We start from the raw sequence: 19842 nt of genomic DNA on the forward strand, positions 1-19842 counted from the left end.
AAGCAAGTGGATAAATTTCACACGGTCCGTGCATATCGAGGGACTTGTCCAGCGTGTTTTTGTACCTCAATACAGGCATAATAAACGGCCCATCCGCAGTGTATTAAGAATTGCCGTGTTGAGAATTAACTCTTTGCGAAGGTGAACCAATCCTTCTTTGCGGGGCTCTCTACAAGCATGACGCTGCCCCCAGTTGACAACACTTGGCCTGATATCTAGACTTAGCTCCTTCCCAACGAGGTCAGATAGCTCAGTTGGTAGAGCAATGGACTGAAAATCCATGTGTCGCCGGTTCGATCCCGGCTCTGACCACTTCCAGCAACTGCTCGTCGGTTGTATGTGGACATAAAAAAAGGCTCTTGGAATCAACGATTCCAAGAGCCTTTTGTGTTTCTTGCGTCTACCGCAAGTCCCTAAAGGGTAATGGCTTAGACCATTTCCTTCAGGTTCTTGAGAGGACGAACCTTAACCTTGGTCGAGGCTGGCTTGGCCGGAACGTCCATCAGTTCGCCTGGCTTGAAAGGATTCGGCACACCCTTCTTAGCGGGACGAGCCGGGACCTTCTTCTTTTCGATCTTCACGATGCCTGGGATGGCGATCGCGCCAGCACCGCTACGGCCCAAGGCCTTGCCGATTTCCGAGGACAGCGCGTCCATGACCGCACTGACGTCCTTCTTCGCAATGCCCGTCGATTCTGCGATGTTGGTCAGCAGTTGGGTCTTGGTGAGGGGTTTCTTGACGGTTGCAGCTGCAGCTTTCTTTGCCATGGGGTTTCCCTACTAGAAAGGCTATCCAATGTAAAAATGGGTCACAAAAGTCCGATTTCCGGAACGCGTCGATTAAAGAAGTTTGCCACGGTTTTTCAAGACAGCCAAACGCTAAAACCCCCTTTTTCCCGGGAAATAGTAAGAAAAAGGCTGGAAAAAAGGCCGCTGGGCCCTGTTTCGGGCGATTTCCACCCCTTTTTTGCCCCTCGCATGGGCTCTGCCAGCATTGATTCAGTCCCGTTTCTTCGGGGTTTTCTTGGCCATCATGTCCTCTCGTTTCGTCACCATGGTTGTCACCAGGGCAGGGCACGCATGAAAATCTGGGCTGACCGGTGGCAATTTCTCTGTCCAAGATCACCAAAACTTGTTTTCCTGAGGGAAACTGGAATAGAGTACTATTGGGCAATGCCAAAGACAGCACGGCTGGATGGCCGCTGATCGGCAACAATCTCCCTTCAACGGAAATGCAGGGCACGTTCATGATTCGGAACACAATTTCCCTTCTTGTAGGCGGTGCAAATCGCTCCCGAGTCTTCCACCGGTCTATACTCGTCGCCCTTTTGATATCTGGCTGCCTGATTCCCAGTGTTGCCGTCGCCCAAGATGAACAGTCCGACCTGGAATCCTCCTTCTTCTTGCCCATTCCGCGAGAAGCACGCCTACGGCTCGATCGGATCGAAGAGGCTTCCGATCAGGAACGTTGGACCGATGCCGCTCAAGATTTGATGGTTTTACTGGCCGGAGAGAATGCCGAGGACTTCCTCGTCCCGCTCGACAACGGCAAAGAGACCACCTCCGACAGCGTCAAATCGACGACGCTGCAACTCGTCCAGAAGCTTCCGCCTAACGTTCTGGAAGCCTATCAGTTGCTCGTCGGTACTGAACCCGAGGCACTTCTTCAGGAAGCGTTGGCCGAAAACAACCAGCGCAAACTGTCGGAAGTCGCTCGACGATTTTTATTCACCACGGCCGGCGAGAAAGCCGCCATCATCCTGGCCCGCAAATCGATGGATGCCCGCCAATGGGAAGGAGCACTCCTCGACCTAGGGCGGCTCGACTACAAACCGCAGCAATCACGCAAATACCAAGAAGAAACCGATCTGATGCGTGCGATCTGCTTGCGGGAAGTAGGACGGGAAGACGAAGCGAAAACCATCATAACTCAACTGAAAGACGACAAGGCACTCGATCGATTACTACCCAGTCTGAAGATTGTCGGCAGCACGCCGCCTGAGAAGATTCTCGCGCAGCTCGCCCAGGCCGAAGCCAATAACGAACATCCGCCCTATGCCTGGAAGATGTTCCAGGGTTCCGAAACACGCACGGCTCCTTCCCGGGGCAGTGAACCGCTGCAAGAGGTGCAGTGGAACGCACGCATGGCGGCAAGTCGTCAGCAGCAGGACGAAATTCGTGGGTCGATGCAGCGATTCCAAGACAATCGCGTGCCGGTGTTTCCGGCGATTCATCCCGTTATCGTCTCGAACCAGGTCATCTTCCGTACCCCGGCTGGTTTGCTGGCGACGGATATCAAAAGCGGCAAAGTCCTTTGGAAGTTTCCGTGGGATAACCTCGATCTCGACCTATCGGATCAAGAGTCCGATCTGCTGAGCAATATCTTCCCCGCCTTGGGGCGTGAATTCGAGCGGGCCATCTGGGCCGATGCTCGTTCGGGACATTTGTCGTCCGATGGAAAGCGTTTGTTCTATGTTCACGACGAACGGCCACCGGGGGACGATTTGGGGGCCCTGCTGGCCACTGGCGGCCTCCGCAGCACCGGCGGGCTCTTCGCCGGCCAAGAGAACCATCTCTACTGCTTCGATATCGCTCGCGAAGGGGCCATTCTCTGGCAACTAGGGGGTGCCAATGCCGACGAAGATCAGGCCAAAAATCAACTTTCCGAAGCTCGTTTCCTGGGCCCACCTCTGCCGATCGGTAAAGACCTGTTCGTGTTGGCCGGAATCATCGACGAGATCCGTCTGCTATGCATCGACGCCGAGACAGGCCACATCAATTGGTCGCAGCAATTAGCTCGCCAAACGAACGCCAGTCCGACGGAAATTCTAGAGTCGTATCTGCAAGCTGCCACTCCTTCGCACAAGGGTGGCATCCTGGTTTGTCCGACCAACTCGGGTTCGATCGTCGCAGTCGATCTTTCCAACCAGGCCCTGCTGTGGGGCTTTCAATACAAAGAGCCCGATCGCAATCGTCCCGGCCGCCGCGTTACCAACCGCGACCAGGGAGGAGACTTCATGGCCCTGGCCGATCGCTGGAACGACGGCACGCCCCTTTTGCACCAGGGGAAAGTGCTCGTTACGCCGACCGACTCCGATTTCCTTTACTGCCTGGATCTGTTGACTGGCGAAAAGCTTTGGGAACGCCCACGACGCGACAACGTGGCCCTGGCAACCGTTGAAGGGAATCTGGCTCTGATCATTGGCAAAACATCCGTCAGCGGAATCAATATCGAGAACGGCGAGCCCGCCTGGAAAACGCCGGAAACGACCCTGCCGGAACAATCGTTGCCCAGTGGCTATGGCTTCCGACTCCACGAAAAGTACTACCTTCCAACGACTAAGAACGAGATCATCCCGATCCACCTGGCCGACGGCAAACTCGATAGCCCGATCGAAGCGGTCGGCGAGTTGGGGAATCTGGTCTGCTACAAAGATTACGTTATCTCCATCAGCCCGGAATTCGTGACTGCGTATAAGCAGATCGACGCACTCCGCCGTGAAGTAACCGAGCGTCTAGCGAAGGACAAGAACGATGCAGAGGCTCTGCGGATGCTCGGCAAGCTGCAGAAGCACGACGGGGATCTGGCCAGCGCACTCGCTTCGCTGCAGCGTTCGATGGATATCGAAGCCAACGATGAAACGCGCACTCAGTTGGTAGCAACCGGTCTCGCCGCCCTGGGACAAAATTTCACGAAGTTCCGCGATATCGTCGAGGAAATGGAACGTCTCGTGAATTCGCTCGACGAAAAGATGGCCTTAGCTCGCCTCACCGCACGGGGACTCCACTCCGAAGGCAAGCACGACGAGGCTCTCAAGCGATATTTCGCCTTTCTCGATCTGACAGACGAATACCTGTCGTCGCAAGTCGGTTCGAGCGAGATGCTGATTCACGACTTTGACCCCGATGTGGAAGTGAGTGCCGACCGCTGGGCCCGTGGCAAAATCAGCCAACTTCACGACGCGATGACGGCGGAAGAGCAAACGCAAGCCGACAAGGCCGTTCAAGAGCGACTCGACATGATTCTGGCCGCCGAAAAAGCGGACAGCAAAGAACTGGCTCGGTTCGTCAACCGTTTCCCGCGATTTCCTGCGGCGAAAGAGGCTCGCGTCCAACTGGCAGGTGCCCTCCTGGAAAAGGGACTTATCCTACAAGGCGAGAGCGTCCTGCGCGGCTTGATGACCGAAGATGTCGCAGCCGAACAGATGGGACCACTGGTCTTCAAACTGGCCACTGGGCTTAAAAAGGCCGGCCTGGAGAACGAATCGGCTCAATGGTTCAGGGAAATCTCGAGCAACTACAACAACGTGGCCGTCGACGGTAAACGCACCGGTCGTCAGGTCGCCGCGCTAGAGCAATGGACTCCCGTTGCGGCGGCTATCGTGCGCGAGAAGAGCATCTGGCCCTACTCCCAAGCCACGGCAGAAGTGGAACAGCATCCCAGCCAAGGTTTCAGCCGAGTCGACTATCCAATCCGCCTGAAAGAGGCCAACGAGGTCGCCCCGACCGACTATTCACTGCTTTTGGATAGCGACGCGAACCTGGTTATCGTTCGCGATTCGTTCGGCGGCCCGATTGTGCGGATCCCATTCACCACGCAAAGCGGCCGCAAACTATACCAACCGCAGATCGGAGCACTGCATGCCCAGCAGTTCGGTCACCTGTTGATCTTGTCGCTAGGAAGCGAACTTCAGGCATTCAACATGATGCCCAATTTACCGAGTGAAGACTCGTCGCGTCTGATTTGGACCAGCGATCTGCAAAACGGCGTCGCGGGCTCGAATCGCCGAACGCGTGAGTTCGATGTTTACACCAAAAAAATGAACCCGTTTGCCGAGATGCCGCGTACGGCTCGCGACGTAACCACACACAAACCAATTGGGCAGTTTGCCGGCAACCACGAGTTGATCTGCTACCAGATCGGTTCGCGAATCATCTGTCGCGATCCCATCTCAGGCGGCATTTACTGGGAACGTGACGGGGCCCCGCTTGGCTGCGAATTGGTTGTCACAGACAAACACGTGATTGCCATTCCCGAAGACGAAGATCACGAACGGGGCGAACTGGGTACAACCGTCAACGCCACGGTTTTATCAGCAGACAACGGCGAATTGCTCGCTACGGTCGAACTCCCCAGTTCCGATCGGATCTGGACCATCCGCGATGGCGTAGTGGTTTCGTGGCATACCAAGGAAATGGATCAGGCCCCAAGCCTTTCCGGTTTCGATGCCGCGACCGGTAAGCATTTGTGGACGCACGACTACGAAGCCGCGAGCGTTACCAAGGGGGTCTTGCTCCGCCGCAAGCCATGGCTGGCAACGCTCGACAAGTTCGGCCAGTTGAAGATCGTGAACATTCCCGACGGCAAGATCGTTCATCAAAAAACGCTTCCTCGCGACGGCGAAGCTATTCAGTTGAAAGTGGTCGAGTCCGATGACCAATTCCTGCTGGCCGTCTACCGCGACATCAACCCCCGGCCTCATTTTCGCAGCATTCCCTACGACAATAGCGAAACGCTCCTGCGAGGGGAAATCTATGCCATCAATTCCGAAACGGGAGAAATGGTGTGGGAAAACCCAGCCCTTGTACACGATAACTACTTGCTAGAAGACTTCCAATCGAGCGGCTTGCCGGTGGTCGCCCTGGTGGCAAGGCTACACCGCCCCGATGCCCGAACACCACAGATGAACTCGGCCCTGGAAGTCTTGCTGCTGGACAAACGGGACGGACGTGTCCTGTTCCGCAAAGAATTCAGCGAATTAAGCGTTACCTTTTCCTTGTCTGGCAACCCAAGCGACAAGTCCATCCAGCTTCAACTGGCGGCTTTGGAAGTAAAACTGAAATTTGACCCCGACCAACCTCCTGTGCCGGCCCCACCGGCAGCTACCGAGATCGATTTTTCTTACCCCCCATCGTCAGCAAAGAAAGCCCCCTAGGGCCCATGCCTGGTCTTCGGGCTGCCGCTATTTATGTTGTGAAATCGCGCATAACAAGTTACGATAAGCAAGGTAAGGTTTAACGGATTGGTTATCCATTTTGGCTGACGAAACTTTACCTCCTCCTCCCTGATTTTCTTAGATAACAGAAAGATCCTGGATGTCTGAATCAGAGTTCGCCTCATCGGCGATCGAGAAAATATCTGTCGCGCGAGCGCGAATCCTTGATCAATTAGGCCAAGTCATCGTCGGGCAATCCGACGTTATCGAAGAATTGCTCATCTGTTTGATGAGTCGAGGCCACTGCCTTTTGGAAGGGGCCCCAGGGCTCGCCAAAACCCTCATGATCAGCACGCTGTCGAAGGTGCTGGAATTGAGCTTCAGCCGTATCCAGTTCACCCCCGACCTGATGCCGGCCGACATCACCGGCACGGAAATCATCGAAGAGAACAAATCAACCGGTTCTCGCGAGTTCCGCTTCTTGCAGGGGCCGCTCTTTTCGCACGTCATTTTGGCGGACGAAATCAACCGAACGCCCCCCAAGACCCAGGCCGCGTTATTGGAAGCGATGCAGGAACGCACCGTGACCGTGGGCCGGGTGCGTCACGAACTGGCCGATCCGTTTTTCGTGCTGGCCACGCAAAACCCGATCGAACAGGAAGGGACCTACCCACTGCCGGAAGCGCAGCAAGACCGCTTCATGTTCAAGGTCTTCGTGAAGTACCCCAGTTTTGACGACGAATTTGAAATTGCTCGCCGCACCACGGCCAAGCAGAACGTCAAGCTCGAACCGGTTTTGACCGCGGAAGAACTGATCGAACTGCAAAGTCTGGTTCGCGATGTCCCGGCTTCCGATCATGTCATCCGTTACGCGATCACGCTGGTTCGTCAGACTCGCGTTGGTGAGCCAGGCATTCCCGACTTCGTCACCGAGATGCTCTCTTGGGGTGCCGGCCCGCGTAGTGTTCAGTTTCTCATTCTCGGCGGTAAGGCTCGGGCATTACTGCATGGACGTACTCACGTCACAACCGACGACATCCAGGCACTCGCCAAACCTGTGCTGCGACACCGCATTGTGCTGAACTATGGTGCGGAAAGCGAAGGAGTGTCGGCCGACGACGTGATCGATCGGATTCTGCAGGAAACGCCCGCCAAAGAGGATCAGCTAACCAGCGATGCCCGATTCCAAAAAATATTTGCATCCTGAGACGCTCGGGCGGATTTCCAAACTGGAACTCAGGGCCCGGCACGTCGTGGAAGGATTTCTCTCCGGTACTCATCGCAGTCCCTACTTCGGGCAGTCGATCGAGTTTCTCCAGCATCGCGAGTATGCGACCGGGGACGATCTGCGCCATATCGACTGGAAAGTCCTCGGCAAGCACGACAAGTATTTCATCAAGCAGTACGAAGAATATACCAATCTTCGCTGCATGCTGATGGTCGATGCTTCAGCCAGCATGAGCTACGGCGATGGTCCGATGACCAAGTACGATTACGCCTGCACCATTGCGGCATCGCTGGCGTACTTGATCCTGAAACAACAAGATGCCGTCGGCTGTGCCGTGTTTGACGACGCCATTCGGTATCGCGTGCCGGTACTCAGCAAACGGACGCATCTGAACACGGTGGTCGACGCGCTGGCCAACCAGTCGCCACGCGACAAGACCGACATGCAGACCATCTGCAAGCAGTTCGCCGAAGGATACACCAGCCGCGGCTTGGTGATCCTTATTTCCGACTTGTTTGGCGATGTTGCCGCGACAGCCAAGGGACTCCGAATTCTTCGTCAGCGGGGACACGACGTGATGGTGTTCCACGTGATGGACGACGACGAGCTCGACTTCCCTTTCACCGGTTCAACCCGCTTCGAAGGGCTGGAACTGCCTGATCATTTGACCTGCAACCCACGAGCACTTCGCGAAGGGTATCTGGAAGCGGTAAACGAATTCACGGCTTCCATGCGTAGAGAATGCACCAAGAACACGATCGACTATGCCCTGGTTCGTACGCGGGACTCCCTGGCGACGGTTCTGACCACGTACCTTTCCAATCGACTGGGAATGCACCACCGCAATTAAGTAAGTTTGAGGCGTAATGCTTTTCGTCTATCCAGCTCTGGCTTGGGCGTTTGCCCTCGTATCGCTTCCCGTGTTGATCCACCTGATCAACATGATGCGGCACCGGCGCGTCAAGTGGGCGGCTATGGACTTCCTGCTTCAAAGCCACAAGCGGATGAAGCACTGGGTCATGCTCCGCCAGCTTCTACTGCTGCTCACGCGCATGGCCGCGATCGCGTTGATTGTTGCCATGCTGGCCGGTTTGATCACGACACAAAGTTGGTCGAATATGATCGGCGACCGGGTGACTCATCACCTGATCCTGCTGGACGACACCTTCTCGATGCGCGAACGCCTGGGGGGCGACACGGCCTTCGAGTCGGCCGTGAAGACCACCAACCGCATCATCGAGAACCTGGCCAATCAAGATCGCCCGCAACGCATTTCCGTGGTGCTTTATTCGGACATCATGCGCGGTGACGCCGACGCCAAGGCCCCGAATCTCGAGTCCCGTATGCGGGTCGACATGGATTCGACCAGCATCACCAAGCTCCAAGAACTGCTGGCCAACACCTCCCCAACCGAGCAAACCATTCCGCTGGCCGAAGTCCTGCAGCGTGGCAGCGAAATCGTGACTGAGTTCGACCAATCCGAAGTCGCCCAGGTTTACATCGTTTCCGACTTCCGCGAGAAGGACTGGGGATCGGAAGCCATTCTTCGTGACCCGATTTCCCAGATCGAACAGCGTTCGCTCGAGCTGAACTGGATCAACTGTGCCCGACTTCCGCAAGACAACCTAGCCATCACCGACGTGACCATTGGCAGCGGAACCGTCGTTGCCGGCATCCCAACCATCGTCAAGGTTTCCGTACGCAATTTTGGCCAGCAAACGGCCGTCGATGTCCCGGTCAACATCGAGCTGTTCGGTTCCAACTCAGGCATGACCGACATTTCCCAGGCCGGCAATGCACTTCAGCGATTGTACGACCAACTACCGATCACCTTCGACGAGATTCCGCCCGGCGATCAAGTCACACGGCAAACCCAAATCATCTTCCCTGCCGAAGGTTCGCACGTCCTTTCCTTCCGCTTGCCGGAAGATCCACTGCCGCTGGATAATCTTCGCTTCGCCACCACCAAGGTCGAGTCGACCATTCCGGTGCTGATTGTCGACGGCGATCCCAAGCTGACCAATGCGTTTTACCTGCAATCGGTCTTCAATCCTGGGCCGAACGTCTCGACTGGCATCAGCCCGACCACGACCAGCAGCAGCTTTCTGACGACGGCTGAACTGAAGGACCTGGCGAAGTTTGAGACAGTGTTCATCATCGATCCACCGATGCTGGACGAACGAGTTATCACCACGCTTAAACAGTACGTCGAATCAGGCGGCGGGATCGTCTGGTACTGCGGCCCTGGCACGAATGAACTGGGGCTCGACGAACTCGCCAAGGCGGATCTCTTGCCATCTGGTCTGCAGGGACCTGCCGAGCTTTCACAGAACACGCCGGATGGTCCCCCCGATTTTGATCCCGGCGACAACCCGGTATTCAAAGTCTTCGCTGGCGAAAAGAATCCTTTCCTGCGACGGCTGGTCGTTGGGAAATACTTCCCGGTCGTCCCTGAGTTCGCCACCGAGAAACCTGACAATGTTCGTATCCTGGGCAGCTTGAGAAACGGCGATCCGCTGGTGCTCGAACACGGACTGGGCAAGGGGAAGGTCATCACGTTCCTCACTTCGCTCGGTCCTCAATGGAACAGTTGGGCCACGAACCCCAGCTTCATTGTCGCCATCCTCGAATTGCGGAACTACGCCAGCAGTGCGGCAAGCGGCGAGTCGACGTTCCCGGTTGGGTCACCGATCTCGGTGATCGCCCCGACTTCCGACTATCGCGCGGACGTTCAGTTCTACAGCCCAGGTGCCACGCGGCTTCCGACCGATCGAAGCGAGCGTCTGCAGATGGAAGCGGTCCCTGGCACATTGAATGGCAACGCGGAATTGGGCGGGGTCGATTCGGTTACGGGACGCTTCCTGACCGGCCAGTCAGGCGTGTACGAAGCCTGGCTGACAAAGATCGACGGGGCGAACGAAGTCCGACGCTATTCGCTGGCTCCTGAGATCACCGAAAGTGATCTGCTGAGCATGAACGAAACGAACCTGCGACAGCTGTACCCATCGGTGACCTTCAATTACTTTGCCGCCGATGCGTGGCAATACGATAACGCTGCCCAACAAGGAACCAACTGGCAAACCATTCTGCTGGTGCTGGTCCTCGGGGCACTGCTGCTGGAACAAGTCTTGGCCTATTACGCGAGCTACCACCCAGTGGCTCCAGGAGCATCTGCCGCGTGAACCAGGCCGCCACAAATACCGTTACCGCTTATCAGTTCAGCCGACTATCGGAACTGCCATACTGGTCGCAGTGGGCCACGCTGGTCGCCGTCATTGCCGCTATCGTCACCTTCGTCTGGTGGTGGTCGCGTCGCGATTCGCACGCGTTGCCATCGATTAGCCGGCTGGTCCTGTTCGGCTTGCGTACGGCAGCACTACTAGGTCTGCTGTTTTTCTTCTTCAACCTGGAAAAGAAAACCCAGCGTGAAGTCCGCGAGAACTCGCGTGTAGCCGTGATGGTCGATACGAGCCAAAGCATGGGCCTGGCCGATGCAACGCCAGGAACCGGCACCGATACCACTTCGCGTGCCGATCAGGCCATCACACTCCTCTCGCAAAGCGAACTCCTCAAGCAGTTGCGCGACTCGCACGACGTCAGCGTGATGACCTTCGACGACTCCTCGCCCCCGCGAAACGTCGCGTTCTTCCCTCGCACCGGCGAGAACGAAGTCGAACTGGAGCAACAACATTCAGCCACGTTCGATCAACAGTGGTCGCAAATGACGTGGATCACCTGGACCGGCATCGGCCTGGTAGCGGTGGGGCTGATCAGCCTGGCGGCAGGCGGCTTGTTGGCTTCGTCCAATGTCGCGGCACCGCTCAATTTCGTCAGCGCATTCTGCCTGCTGGCCGCTGTGGTGCTGGTTGCGTTTGGTGATCTGAAAAACGACGAAGTGCGTCCCTGGGACATTGTCCTGGGCGAGCCTGATCCCCAAGCCGAGAAGGCCGAAGCTACCGCACCGGTCGAGCTCAGCGGAGAAGACGCCACCGAGATCGCCGATGTCGACTGGGGCAAGTCACTGCAACCGACCGGTCTGGAAACCCGCATCGGCGATGCCGTGATTCAACTGGTCAATCAAGAACGGGGTGGTCCATTCGCTGGCATCTTGCTGGTAACCGACGGGGCCAACAACGAAGGCACCCCTCCGATCGAAGCGGCACGCATGGCTCGCGAAATTGGTGCACGCATCGTCACCGTGGGGCTCGGTTCTGACCAGCAGCCGCAAAGCGTACGGATTGTTGACCTGGAGGCCCCGGCCAAAGCCTATCCTGGCGACCAGTTTCAGCTCCGCGGCTACATCCAAGGTTTTGGTATGCCCAACAAGTTCGTCACGCTGCAGGTTGCCTCCGGCGTGATCGACGACGAAGGCAACTTCAAAGAAGAAGCTATCGATATGGCTTCCGAGCCGATCCAACTGGGCAAGGATGGCGAAGTCATTCCGGTCGACTTCCAGATCACGCCGGAGAACATCGGCACCCGGGCCTACCAGCTGCGGATCGTTTCGACCTCGGAAACCGACATCGATCAGTCCGACAACCAGAAAGTGGTCAAGGTACAGATCGTGCAGCAGCGTAATCGCGTGCTGCTACTAGCTGGCGGCCCGACGCGAGAATACCGCTTCCTCCGCAATCAGCTTTACCGCGACAAAGATGTCGAACTACATGTCCTGCTGCAAACAGGAGAGCAGGGGATCTCGCAGGAATCGGACGAACTATTATTCGAGTTCCCTAGCGATCCGACAGAGCTATTTGAAAACTACGACTGCATCGTCGCTTTCGATCCCGATTGGTCGAAGTTATCGCTCGACCAAATTCAACTGCTGGAACGCTGGGTAGGCGAAAAAGCCGGCGGCTTGATCGTTGTGGCCGGTCCAATCTACACCCCTGAGTGGGCAAGCTTGCGGCGTGGCAATGACGCGGTCGACATCATCAAAGATTTACACCCTGTCACGTTCTTCAGCCGCGGTACTTCGATCGGCCTGGGACGTTTCGGCTCGGAGACGGCCCGCAAGGTGATCCTGACTCCGGAAGGTCAAAAGGCGGAAGCCCTGCGAGTCGACAGCTCTGCCGATGTCAGCAGCCGCATCTGGCAACAGTTCCCTGGCGTCTACGGCTACTTCACCGTCAGCGGCGTGAAGCCGGGGGCATCGGTCTGGGCCGAAGTCGACGCCCAAGGAGGGCTGGGAGACAACAAGTCGCCAGTCTACATGGCCTCGCACTTTTACGGTGCAGGGCGTGTCATCTTCCTGGGCAGTGGCGAAATGTGGCGAATCCGCTCGATGGATGTCGGCTACTTTGAAGCGTTCTATACGAAGCTGATCCGCTATGCCTCGCAAGGGCGATTGGCGCGTGACTCCAGCCGCGGTCTGCTGCTGGTCAGTGCCGAACGTGTTTCGCTCGGGGAAACGGTCGAAGTGCGTGCGTTTCTCACCGACTCGCAGCACAATCCACTCTCTGACCCACAAATCGAAGGCAGTCTGATCTTGCCCGATGGGACAGAGCAGACGCTGATCCTTCGCCAACTCCCTGAGTTCGAGCAGGGGCAATACGCTGGCCAGTTCACACCGCTGCAAGATGGCGAGTATCGCATTGAAGTCTTGCTTCCAGGTGGTGGGGACGACAGCTTACTGACGCGTGAAGTCAGGGCCCGCATTCCCGATCGCGAAATCGCCAACCCTCGTCGCGACGACGCCGTACTGACAGCGCTCACCGGCGAAACCGGCGGCAAGTCGATTGTGGGTATCAACGACTTGATGAAAAGTGAAAACCTGCCGTCGTATATTGGGCCTGAAGTTTTACCTCCACGCGACATGTACACGGCACTTCCCGATTTAACTGACCGCAGCTTCCAGGAAATCCTGCGAGGCTGGCTGATGGCCTTCATTGTATTGGCTTTGAGTGTGGAATGGATTCAACGGAGGTTCGCAAAACTGGCATGAGCACTCCGCGCGAGCCACTTCCCGATTCGATTATTCAATTGCTCTCGGCACTTCGTAGCCGCATCCGACGGTACGTCATCATCGAAGGCATCGCCGCCATCGTCATTTGGCTGGGGATCGTCTACTGGGTGGGTCTGGGCATCGATTACCTTCCGGTAACGTTTGGGGCCAGTGAAATGCCGGTCGAAGCCCGCGGCGTGCTGCTGGCGATCGGCGGCATCGGTACCCTTTGGATTGCGATTCAACTGATCTTCCGGCGGCTTGCGGTCAGCATGCCCAACCGCAGCCTGGCCCTCTTGATTGAACGTCGCTTCCCGCAGTTCGGCGAAAGCCTGCTCACGACAGTGGAAGCGGCCGAATCCGAGAACGTTGCCGACGCGTACGAGCAAGAGATGCTCGCTAAGACGCGGCACGATGCCTTGGCCGCCTTACCGGAAGCCAAGCTGACCGACTTGTTCGATCCCACCCCTTTGTGGCGCAAGGGGACGGCAGCCGTGGCAGCCCTGCTCAGCGTGGCATTGTTTGCTCTGATCGCGTTTCCCGCGTTTCAAACCTGGATGAGCCGCCTGGCATTGAGCGAAGCGACTTGGCCGCGACTTGCCCGCATCGAGGTCGTTGGTCTCGAGATTCTGCAGCGCAACGAAGCTGGCGGTCAGGAAGGATCGACCACGGTCGTGATTCCTTTCACCGACAAAACGGTGAAGATCGCTCGCGGTAGTTCGGTACGGTTGCTGGTCGCCGCCGACTCGAGTGCCTCGTACACGCCGCGGTACTGTACGCTCGTGTACCGTACCGGCGATGGGATTTCCGATTCGGTCCGCATGCAGCGTGTCGGTTCGGCCAGCGAAGAGGGCAAGCTGCCGTTTGTTTTCGATCGCAAACCACTTACCGGCATGACCACGTCGCTCGCATTCGATGTCATTGGCTACGATCATAAGCTGTCCGATTACCGTATCGAGGTCGTCGATCGTCCGTTCATCACCAGCAGCGAAGTCGACGCCGTGCTGCCCGAGTACACCGGTCTTCTGCCACGTAAAGAAGTTGTTTCCGGTGCCACCCAATTGCCGGTTGGATCGCAAGTAACCTTGAACATGACGACCAGCAAACCGGTTGTTTCCGCAACGCTGTTCGATCTCTCGACGCAAGAATCGCAGGAACTGACCTTCGATCCTCCCGTCACCACGATCACCCAGCAGTACGCCAGCATTTCGCGCGATCTTCCGTTGGAGGTTTCGCTGCACGATATCGACGGCGTCACCAACGAGATTCCCTACCGCCTGAAAATTGCCGCGGTGCCTGACTCGCCGCCCGCGGTCGAAATGCGACCGGTAGGCATCGGCTCGGCAATCACGCAGAACGCGCAGATCCGACTGGAAGGACGCATTCAAGATGACTTCGGGGTCGCTCGCTCGTGGGTCGAAATTCAGGTCATTGGGGGAGCAAAAATGGAGCTTCCCATCACCACCAACGCCGAAGGGGCGTTCACCACGATCATCGACCTGAAGAATCAACAGACGCCAGATGGCATCTTACGCGTCATCCCTGACGACAAACTGACCATTGCCATCTTCGCCCAGGACAAGTGCGACCTGGACGGGGAGGGGAACATCGGCACGGCGGATCGCCTGCAATTGGATGTGGTGACGGCCGATAAGCTGCTTTCCCTCTTGGAAGGACGAGAACTCGACCTGCGTCGCCGCTTCGAGCAGATCCGCGACGAGACCATGCGACTGCGAGAGGAATTTGCCCGTATCCAGATCGACGCCAAACGCTTTGCCCTGGGGGCTGACAAGTTCGCCGCCTCGGAAACCACCCCCGAGAGGGGAGGCGAGCCGCAAGATCCACAAGAATTGTTCCGTAAGGCACTCGATCTGCAGAGATTACGCATCCAGAGGGCCATGCAAGCCAGTAAGAAGGCCGATGGCGAACTCGTCGGAATTCGAGTTGGTTTCGAAGAAATCCGGGTAGAACTGACGTCTAACCGGATGGATACGCCGGCTCGCAAGGAACGACTCGAGAAGATGATTATCGAGCCGATTGCGAAGCTATCCAACCCAATGCATGCTCAATTACAGAGCACAACGCAACAATTGGAGGCACTTTACGAACAGCCCGAACCGTTTATGCCGGTCGTAGAGGTTGCCCTGGAGCAAACGGACGCAATCATTCTCGAAATGGAACGTATCTTAGAGAAGATGTTTGATTTGGAGAACTTCAACGAACTTATGGAAAAGATGCGTCAACTGATCGACGCTCAGACAGATCTTCGCGAAGAAACGGAAGATTTGCGGAAGAAGCAGATCCTTGATCTGTTAAAGTAAATGTCCTCAGGTGGTTACAATGTGATCATCTGCTTTTCTCATCCTAGGGAGAACACGATGCCTAAAAGTCCTTCGATACGAAGTGCGCTGTTTGGACTGCGAGGGCTGATTCTCCTTACTTGCCTGGCCACTGTTCCTGGGCTTCTCTATGCCCAAGCCCCGGAAGGTGCTACCAACGCCGGGCTGGCCGAACGGCAACAGCAACTCAGCGCCAATTTCGACGTGCTCGAAAAGCTGATGCTGAAGATGGCTGATATCGACGAGGCCAATAATCCCCAACGAGCCAACCTGCTACGTGAAGCCGTTCGCAACAGCCGTAACCTGCGCGTGTTGTCGCGAATGGAAGAAACGTCCGGATCGCTTACCGAGGGACAACTCAAACGCGCCACCGATCAGCAAACCCTGATCGAGAACGATCTGCGGACGCTGCTCAAGCTGCTGCAAAGCGAAAACCGCGACGAGCAAATCAAAGACGAAGAAGAGCGAATCAAATCGTATATCAAGTCGGCCCAGAAGTTGTTGAATCGCCAGCGTAGTATTCAAGGTCGGACCGAAGGGGGTGCTCAGACGAAACCTCTCTCCGACGAACAGGCCCGTCTGGCCGACGATGCGAAATCCCTCTCCGATGAAATCGCTGAGCAGGAAGAAGGCGGTCGCCCGCAAGACGCTTCCGCTGATGGAGATGCCGACTCGAAAGAAGGCAAGTCGGGTGATTCCAAGGACCAAGAGGGCAAGCCCGAAGACTCCGATAAAGGTGACAAGCCTGAAGGAGAGTCTGGCGATAAAAAGCCCGGCGACATGAACCAATCCGACAATTCCCAAAATGGCCAAAACAAAGAGGGACAATCGAAGGAAGGTCAGTCGAAACCAGGCGAGTCAAAGGAAGGCCAATCGAAAGACGGGCAATCCTCGGAATCTGAGGGGGAACCCAAAGAAGGTAAATCGTCCGACCAGGAAATGAAGGAAGGGAAGCCGAAAGAGGGAGACTCTGACAAATCCGACTCCGAAATGAAAGAAGGAGAATCGGAAAAGAAAGAAGGCCCAATGGGCGAGTCCCCCATGAATGGCCAGCCTCAGGAAAGCCAGGAAGGGGAAGAGGGAGAGCAGAGCCAAAAGGGACAACAAAACCAACAGGGCCAGCAGAATCAGCAGCAGCAAGGACAACAAGGTCAGCAGGGGGAACAAGGCGAGCAGTCGGACCAGAACCAACAACAACAGCAGCAACAACAACAAGAGTTCTCGCCGCGCAAACGCATTGAAGAAGCCCAGCGTCGAATGCAAGAGGCCCAAAAGAAGCTCGACGACGCCGACAAAGAGGGGGCCGTTCAAGAGCAACAGGCGGCACGCGATGAGTTAGCGCAGGCAATCGCCGAACTCGAAGAGATTTTGCGTCAGCTGCGAGAAGAAGAGATCGAACGCGTTCTGGCTCGTCTGGAAGCACGCTTCACGAAGATGCTCGAAATGCAGTTGCGTGTGAACGACGATACCGAACGCCTGTCGCAGATCCCTCTCGACCAGCGAGGCTCAGCCGAAGACGCGGAAGCTGGCAAGCTCAGCTTCGCTGAAAAGCAAATCGTCGTGGAAGCGGACAAGTGCCTGGAACTGCTCAAAGAGGAAGGCTCTTCCATCGCATTCCCTGAATCGATGATGATGGTGCGGGAAGACATGCAGGAAGTGGCCAATCGCCTGGGACAAGCCAAGCTCGACAGTTTGACTATCACCATCGAAGAAGATATCGTCGCGGGGCTCGAAGAACTACTTGAAGCCCTGAAGCAAGCTCAGAAGGAACAGGAAGAACGCAAACAACAACAGCAGCAACAGCAACAACAGCAGCAGCAACAGGGTGAAGAGCCGCTTGTCGACAAGATTGCCGAGCTACGCTTGATCAAGTCGATGCAAGTTCGCGTCAATCAACGAACCAATCGCTACGCTCAAATGCTGGACGATGCCGACGATGAAGTCGGTCAGGCGACCAGCGACGATTTGAGGAATCTGTTGCGGGATTTGGCCGAGCGCCAAAGCCGCATTTACGACATCACTCGGGACAATGTTCAGGGGAAGAACCAATGAGTTTTCGCCGAATTGCCTGCTGCTTGTGCAGCATCGTCGCTCTCGGGGGACTTCACGTTTCCGCAGGATTTACCCACGCGGAATCGGGTCTCGCCGTCGCCGATCATTGGGCCTCTCCCACGCGTGAACAGTTGGCAGAAGAACTCACGGCTTGGAGCCAGATCACCAACGCCCCGTCCGATACCAAGCAGAAACTGCTGACCCTCTGGATGGACGACAGCAACACGTCGCTCACCGTTCGTCAGTTGCTCGATCAATCGCTCGAAATCAGCTCTGACGACATCTGGCAGCAGCTACAAGCCTTTCAAGACACCGGCGTCTATCAAGGTCCTATCGAACTCGACCCGAGCAATCCGGATGCCTGGCCCCCAGGCTTCCTCGTAAATCACGCCAAATTCGTCTACGGCAAGTGGCTCGCAGAGAAGGGCTTCTATGACGAAGCTCTCAAAGAACTGAGCGTACCGACGCCTGACCAGGTGGTCGACCCGGCCGCACTGCTGTTCTTTGAAGCCGCTTGTCAGCATTACTTGCTGCAAAAGGAAGAGTGTGTCGCCACGCTGAAGCAACTGCTGGCCCGCTCGGAAGGCCTTCCGGCCCGGTACCTAGCGTTGTCGCAGATGATGCTCAAAGACATCGAACCGCTCGAAACCGATTCGTTGGATGAAGTGGCCCGTATGATGCGCGACATCGAACGCCGTTTGGATCTCGGCCGGGCGGGCAAAAAGGTCCGCCAGACCGAAGAAGACGTCGTGGCCAAGCTCGACAAGATGATCGAAGACCTGGAAAAGCAGCGTCAACAACAACAGCAGCAACAGCAGCAATCCCAACAAGGCGGCGGCCAAGGCTCGCAGCCTCAGCAAGACAGTCAGCCTGGTGCCGAAAGCGGCCCCGGCAATGTCGACACCAAAGAAATCAAGAGTAAGGGAGAGTGGGGCAACCTACCTCCGAAAGAACGCCAGGAAGCATTGCAGCAGATCTCGAACGAGTACCCTTCGCACTATCGCCGAGCGATTGAAGAGTACTTCCGCAAGATTGCTCGCGATCCATCCTCGGCCAACCAGTAACTACCAGACCTTTGTCGTCGTAAGACATGAAGCCTCATGAAGACGCTTTCCCTCATCCTGCTTTCGTTCCTCGCCGCTGGGCCAGCGGTCGAGGTTCAGCAATTGGACGGAACCAATACGAGCGGCGAGCTCATCGAGTTGTCGGCCGACTCGCTTGAAATCAGGCTTGCCGATGGCAAGACTTCCGTCTTTCCCGCCAAAGAGATCATCAGCGTTCGCCCGCTCGATCAAACCGAATCCGTCAAACCACAGCCTGTCACGAAAGAGTTGTTCTTCGCGGATGGTTCGCGGCTACTTGTCGGAGACATGCTGGTTTCGTCCCGCAATGCCGAATTGATGTTGACCTCTGGGGCACGCGTCGAAATCGGCCGAAGTGCTCTCAAAGGAGTTCGATTGCTTCCGACTGATCCGCAGTCTCCTGGCACCAAACTCCCCGACGATGACCCTCTGCGCGAAAAGTGGCACGAACTGGCCCAACAGCACACCGGTGGGGACGCGATCGTTCTCAACCGGGAAGGGATGCTAACCGTGCAAGAGGTCGTCATTCATGGAGTCACCGCCGAGGGGGTCAAGATTCAACTCGACGACATCACGACCACCGTCAATCCTGCGAAACTGTACGGACTGCTCTTCTACCAGCGTACCGCCCGAGAGTTTCCCGCGCCGCTGTGCGAGGTGCACCTGAATGATGAGTCGACGCTCGTTGCCCGGTCGATCAAGATGAATAACGGGCAGACACGAGTGACTATCCTGACCGGCACCGAGATCCCAGTACCTTTCGACCGCATCACAAAGCTCGACTTCGCCGCTGGCAACATTCAGTTCCTGGACGAGCTGAAACCGACGCGTATCACTTGGTCTCCTATCCTGAAGTCCGCGATCGCCGTCGATGACTTCTCGATGGTCTACGCCCCGCGTATGAACCAATCGTTCCAGGGCGATCCCATTCAACTGGAAGAAGATCAGCAGCCGCAGTTCTACTCGCGCGGTATCGCTATGCATGCCACGTCTGAACTGCTTTACCAGTTGCCGTCCGGCTTCCGCCAACTGCAATTGCGCGTTGGCATTGCCCCCGAAAGCCTCGGGATCTGCACTGCCAAGCTGCAGGTCATTGGCGATCAGAAGATTCTGTTTGAAAAAGAATTCGACCATCAAACCACGCCGGAAGATATCGCCTTGAACATCTCAGGCGTCAGTCGACTCAAGATCGTAGTCGACGCAAGTGACGGCGAAGATTTTGGCGACGTGCTCCATCTCGTCCAGGCACGTTTGCTCAAGTAATT

10 protein-coding genes and 1 tRNA gene are annotated in these 19842 nt (G+C 56.5%); 10 read left to right on the forward strand and 1 reads right to left on the reverse strand.

Annotated features, from left to right (window positions below; all coding sequences use genetic code 11):
* Positions 1 to 239 precede the first annotated feature (239 nt).
* A tRNA-Phe gene (locus C5Y96_RS20570) sits at positions 240 to 312 on the forward strand.
* A gap of 116 nt (positions 313 to 428) precedes the next feature.
* Here the strand turns inward: C5Y96_RS20570 and C5Y96_RS20575 are convergent.
* Complete coding sequence (locus tag C5Y96_RS20575) at positions 429 to 767, reverse strand: HU family DNA-binding protein (protein WP_105357292.1); 339 nt, start codon at positions 765 to 767, stop codon at positions 429 to 431.
* A 479-nt stretch (positions 768 to 1246) separates the two neighbouring features.
* Between C5Y96_RS20575 and C5Y96_RS20580 the strand changes: the two genes are divergently transcribed.
* From C5Y96_RS20580 to C5Y96_RS20620, 9 genes are all read left to right on the forward strand, one after another.
* On the forward strand, positions 1247 to 5935 hold the full coding sequence (locus tag C5Y96_RS20580) for a PQQ-binding-like beta-propeller repeat protein (RefSeq protein WP_158261343.1): 4689 nt from the start codon (positions 1247 to 1249) through the stop codon (positions 5933 to 5935).
* Between the two features lie 160 nt (positions 5936 to 6095).
* Entirely contained in the window at positions 6096 to 7142 is a 1047-nt protein-coding gene (locus C5Y96_RS20585; protein ID WP_105357304.1) for an AAA family ATPase, read from the forward strand.
* Complete coding sequence (locus tag C5Y96_RS20590) at positions 7111 to 8013, forward strand: DUF58 domain-containing protein (RefSeq protein ID WP_105357306.1); 903 nt, start codon at positions 7111 to 7113, stop codon at positions 8011 to 8013. Before C5Y96_RS20585 ends, C5Y96_RS20590 begins: the two co-directional genes overlap by 32 nt.
* A 16-nt stretch (positions 8014 to 8029) precedes the next feature.
* Positions 8030 to 10345 (forward strand): vWA domain-containing protein, encoded by a 2316-nt coding sequence (locus C5Y96_RS20595; RefSeq protein WP_105357309.1) that lies wholly within the window; start codon positions 8030 to 8032, stop codon positions 10343 to 10345.
* Entirely contained in the window at positions 10342 to 13104 is a 2763-nt protein-coding gene (locus tag C5Y96_RS20600) for a hypothetical protein (RefSeq protein WP_105357312.1), read from the forward strand. Before C5Y96_RS20595 ends, C5Y96_RS20600 begins: the two co-directional genes overlap by 4 nt.
* Entirely contained in the window at positions 13101 to 15425 is a 2325-nt protein-coding gene (locus C5Y96_RS20605; protein ID WP_105357315.1) for a hypothetical protein, read from the forward strand. The genes C5Y96_RS20600 and C5Y96_RS20605 overlap by 4 nt, the downstream gene beginning before the upstream one ends.
* Before the next feature lie 57 nt (positions 15426 to 15482).
* Positions 15483 to 17495 (forward strand): hypothetical protein, encoded by a 2013-nt coding sequence (locus C5Y96_RS20610; protein WP_105357318.1) that lies wholly within the window; start codon positions 15483 to 15485, stop codon positions 17493 to 17495.
* Complete coding sequence (locus C5Y96_RS20615; RefSeq protein ID WP_105357320.1) at positions 17492 to 18559, forward strand: hypothetical protein; 1068 nt, start codon at positions 17492 to 17494, stop codon at positions 18557 to 18559. Before C5Y96_RS20610 ends, C5Y96_RS20615 begins: the two co-directional genes overlap by 4 nt.
* Before the next feature lie 36 nt (positions 18560 to 18595).
* A complete protein-coding gene (locus C5Y96_RS20620) occupies positions 18596 to 19840 on the forward strand; it encodes an NPCBM/NEW2 domain-containing protein (RefSeq protein ID WP_105357328.1) in 1245 nt (414 codons plus the stop codon).
* Positions 19841 to 19842: the final 2 nt, after the last annotated feature.

It is taken from the genome of Blastopirellula marina, from assembly GCF_002967715.1.
GTDB classification, from domain to species: Bacteria; Planctomycetota; Planctomycetia; order Pirellulales; family Pirellulaceae; genus Bremerella; species Bremerella marina_B.

Coding starts and splice junctions, on each gene's coding strand:
- C5Y96_RS20575 (WP_105357292.1), bottom strand. CDS start 767: ATGGCAAAGAAAGCTGCAGCTGCAACCGTCAAGAAACCCCTCACCAAG.
- C5Y96_RS20580 (WP_158261343.1), top strand. CDS start 1,247: ATGATTCGGAACACAATTTCCCTTCTTGTAGGCGGTGCAAATCGCTCC.
- C5Y96_RS20585 (WP_105357304.1), top strand. CDS start 6,096: ATGTCTGAATCAGAGTTCGCCTCATCGGCGATCGAGAAAATATCTGTC.
- C5Y96_RS20590 (WP_105357306.1), top strand. CDS start 7,111: ATGCCCGATTCCAAAAAATATTTGCATCCTGAGACGCTCGGGCGGATT.
- C5Y96_RS20595 (WP_105357309.1), top strand. CDS start 8,030: ATGCTTTTCGTCTATCCAGCTCTGGCTTGGGCGTTTGCCCTCGTATCG.
- C5Y96_RS20605 (WP_105357315.1), top strand. CDS start 13,101: ATGAGCACTCCGCGCGAGCCACTTCCCGATTCGATTATTCAATTGCTC.
- C5Y96_RS20610 (WP_105357318.1), top strand. CDS start 15,483: ATGCCTAAAAGTCCTTCGATACGAAGTGCGCTGTTTGGACTGCGAGGG.
- C5Y96_RS20615 (WP_105357320.1), top strand. CDS start 17,492: ATGAGTTTTCGCCGAATTGCCTGCTGCTTGTGCAGCATCGTCGCTCTC.
- C5Y96_RS20620 (WP_105357328.1), top strand. CDS start 18,596: ATGAAGACGCTTTCCCTCATCCTGCTTTCGTTCCTCGCCGCTGGGCCA.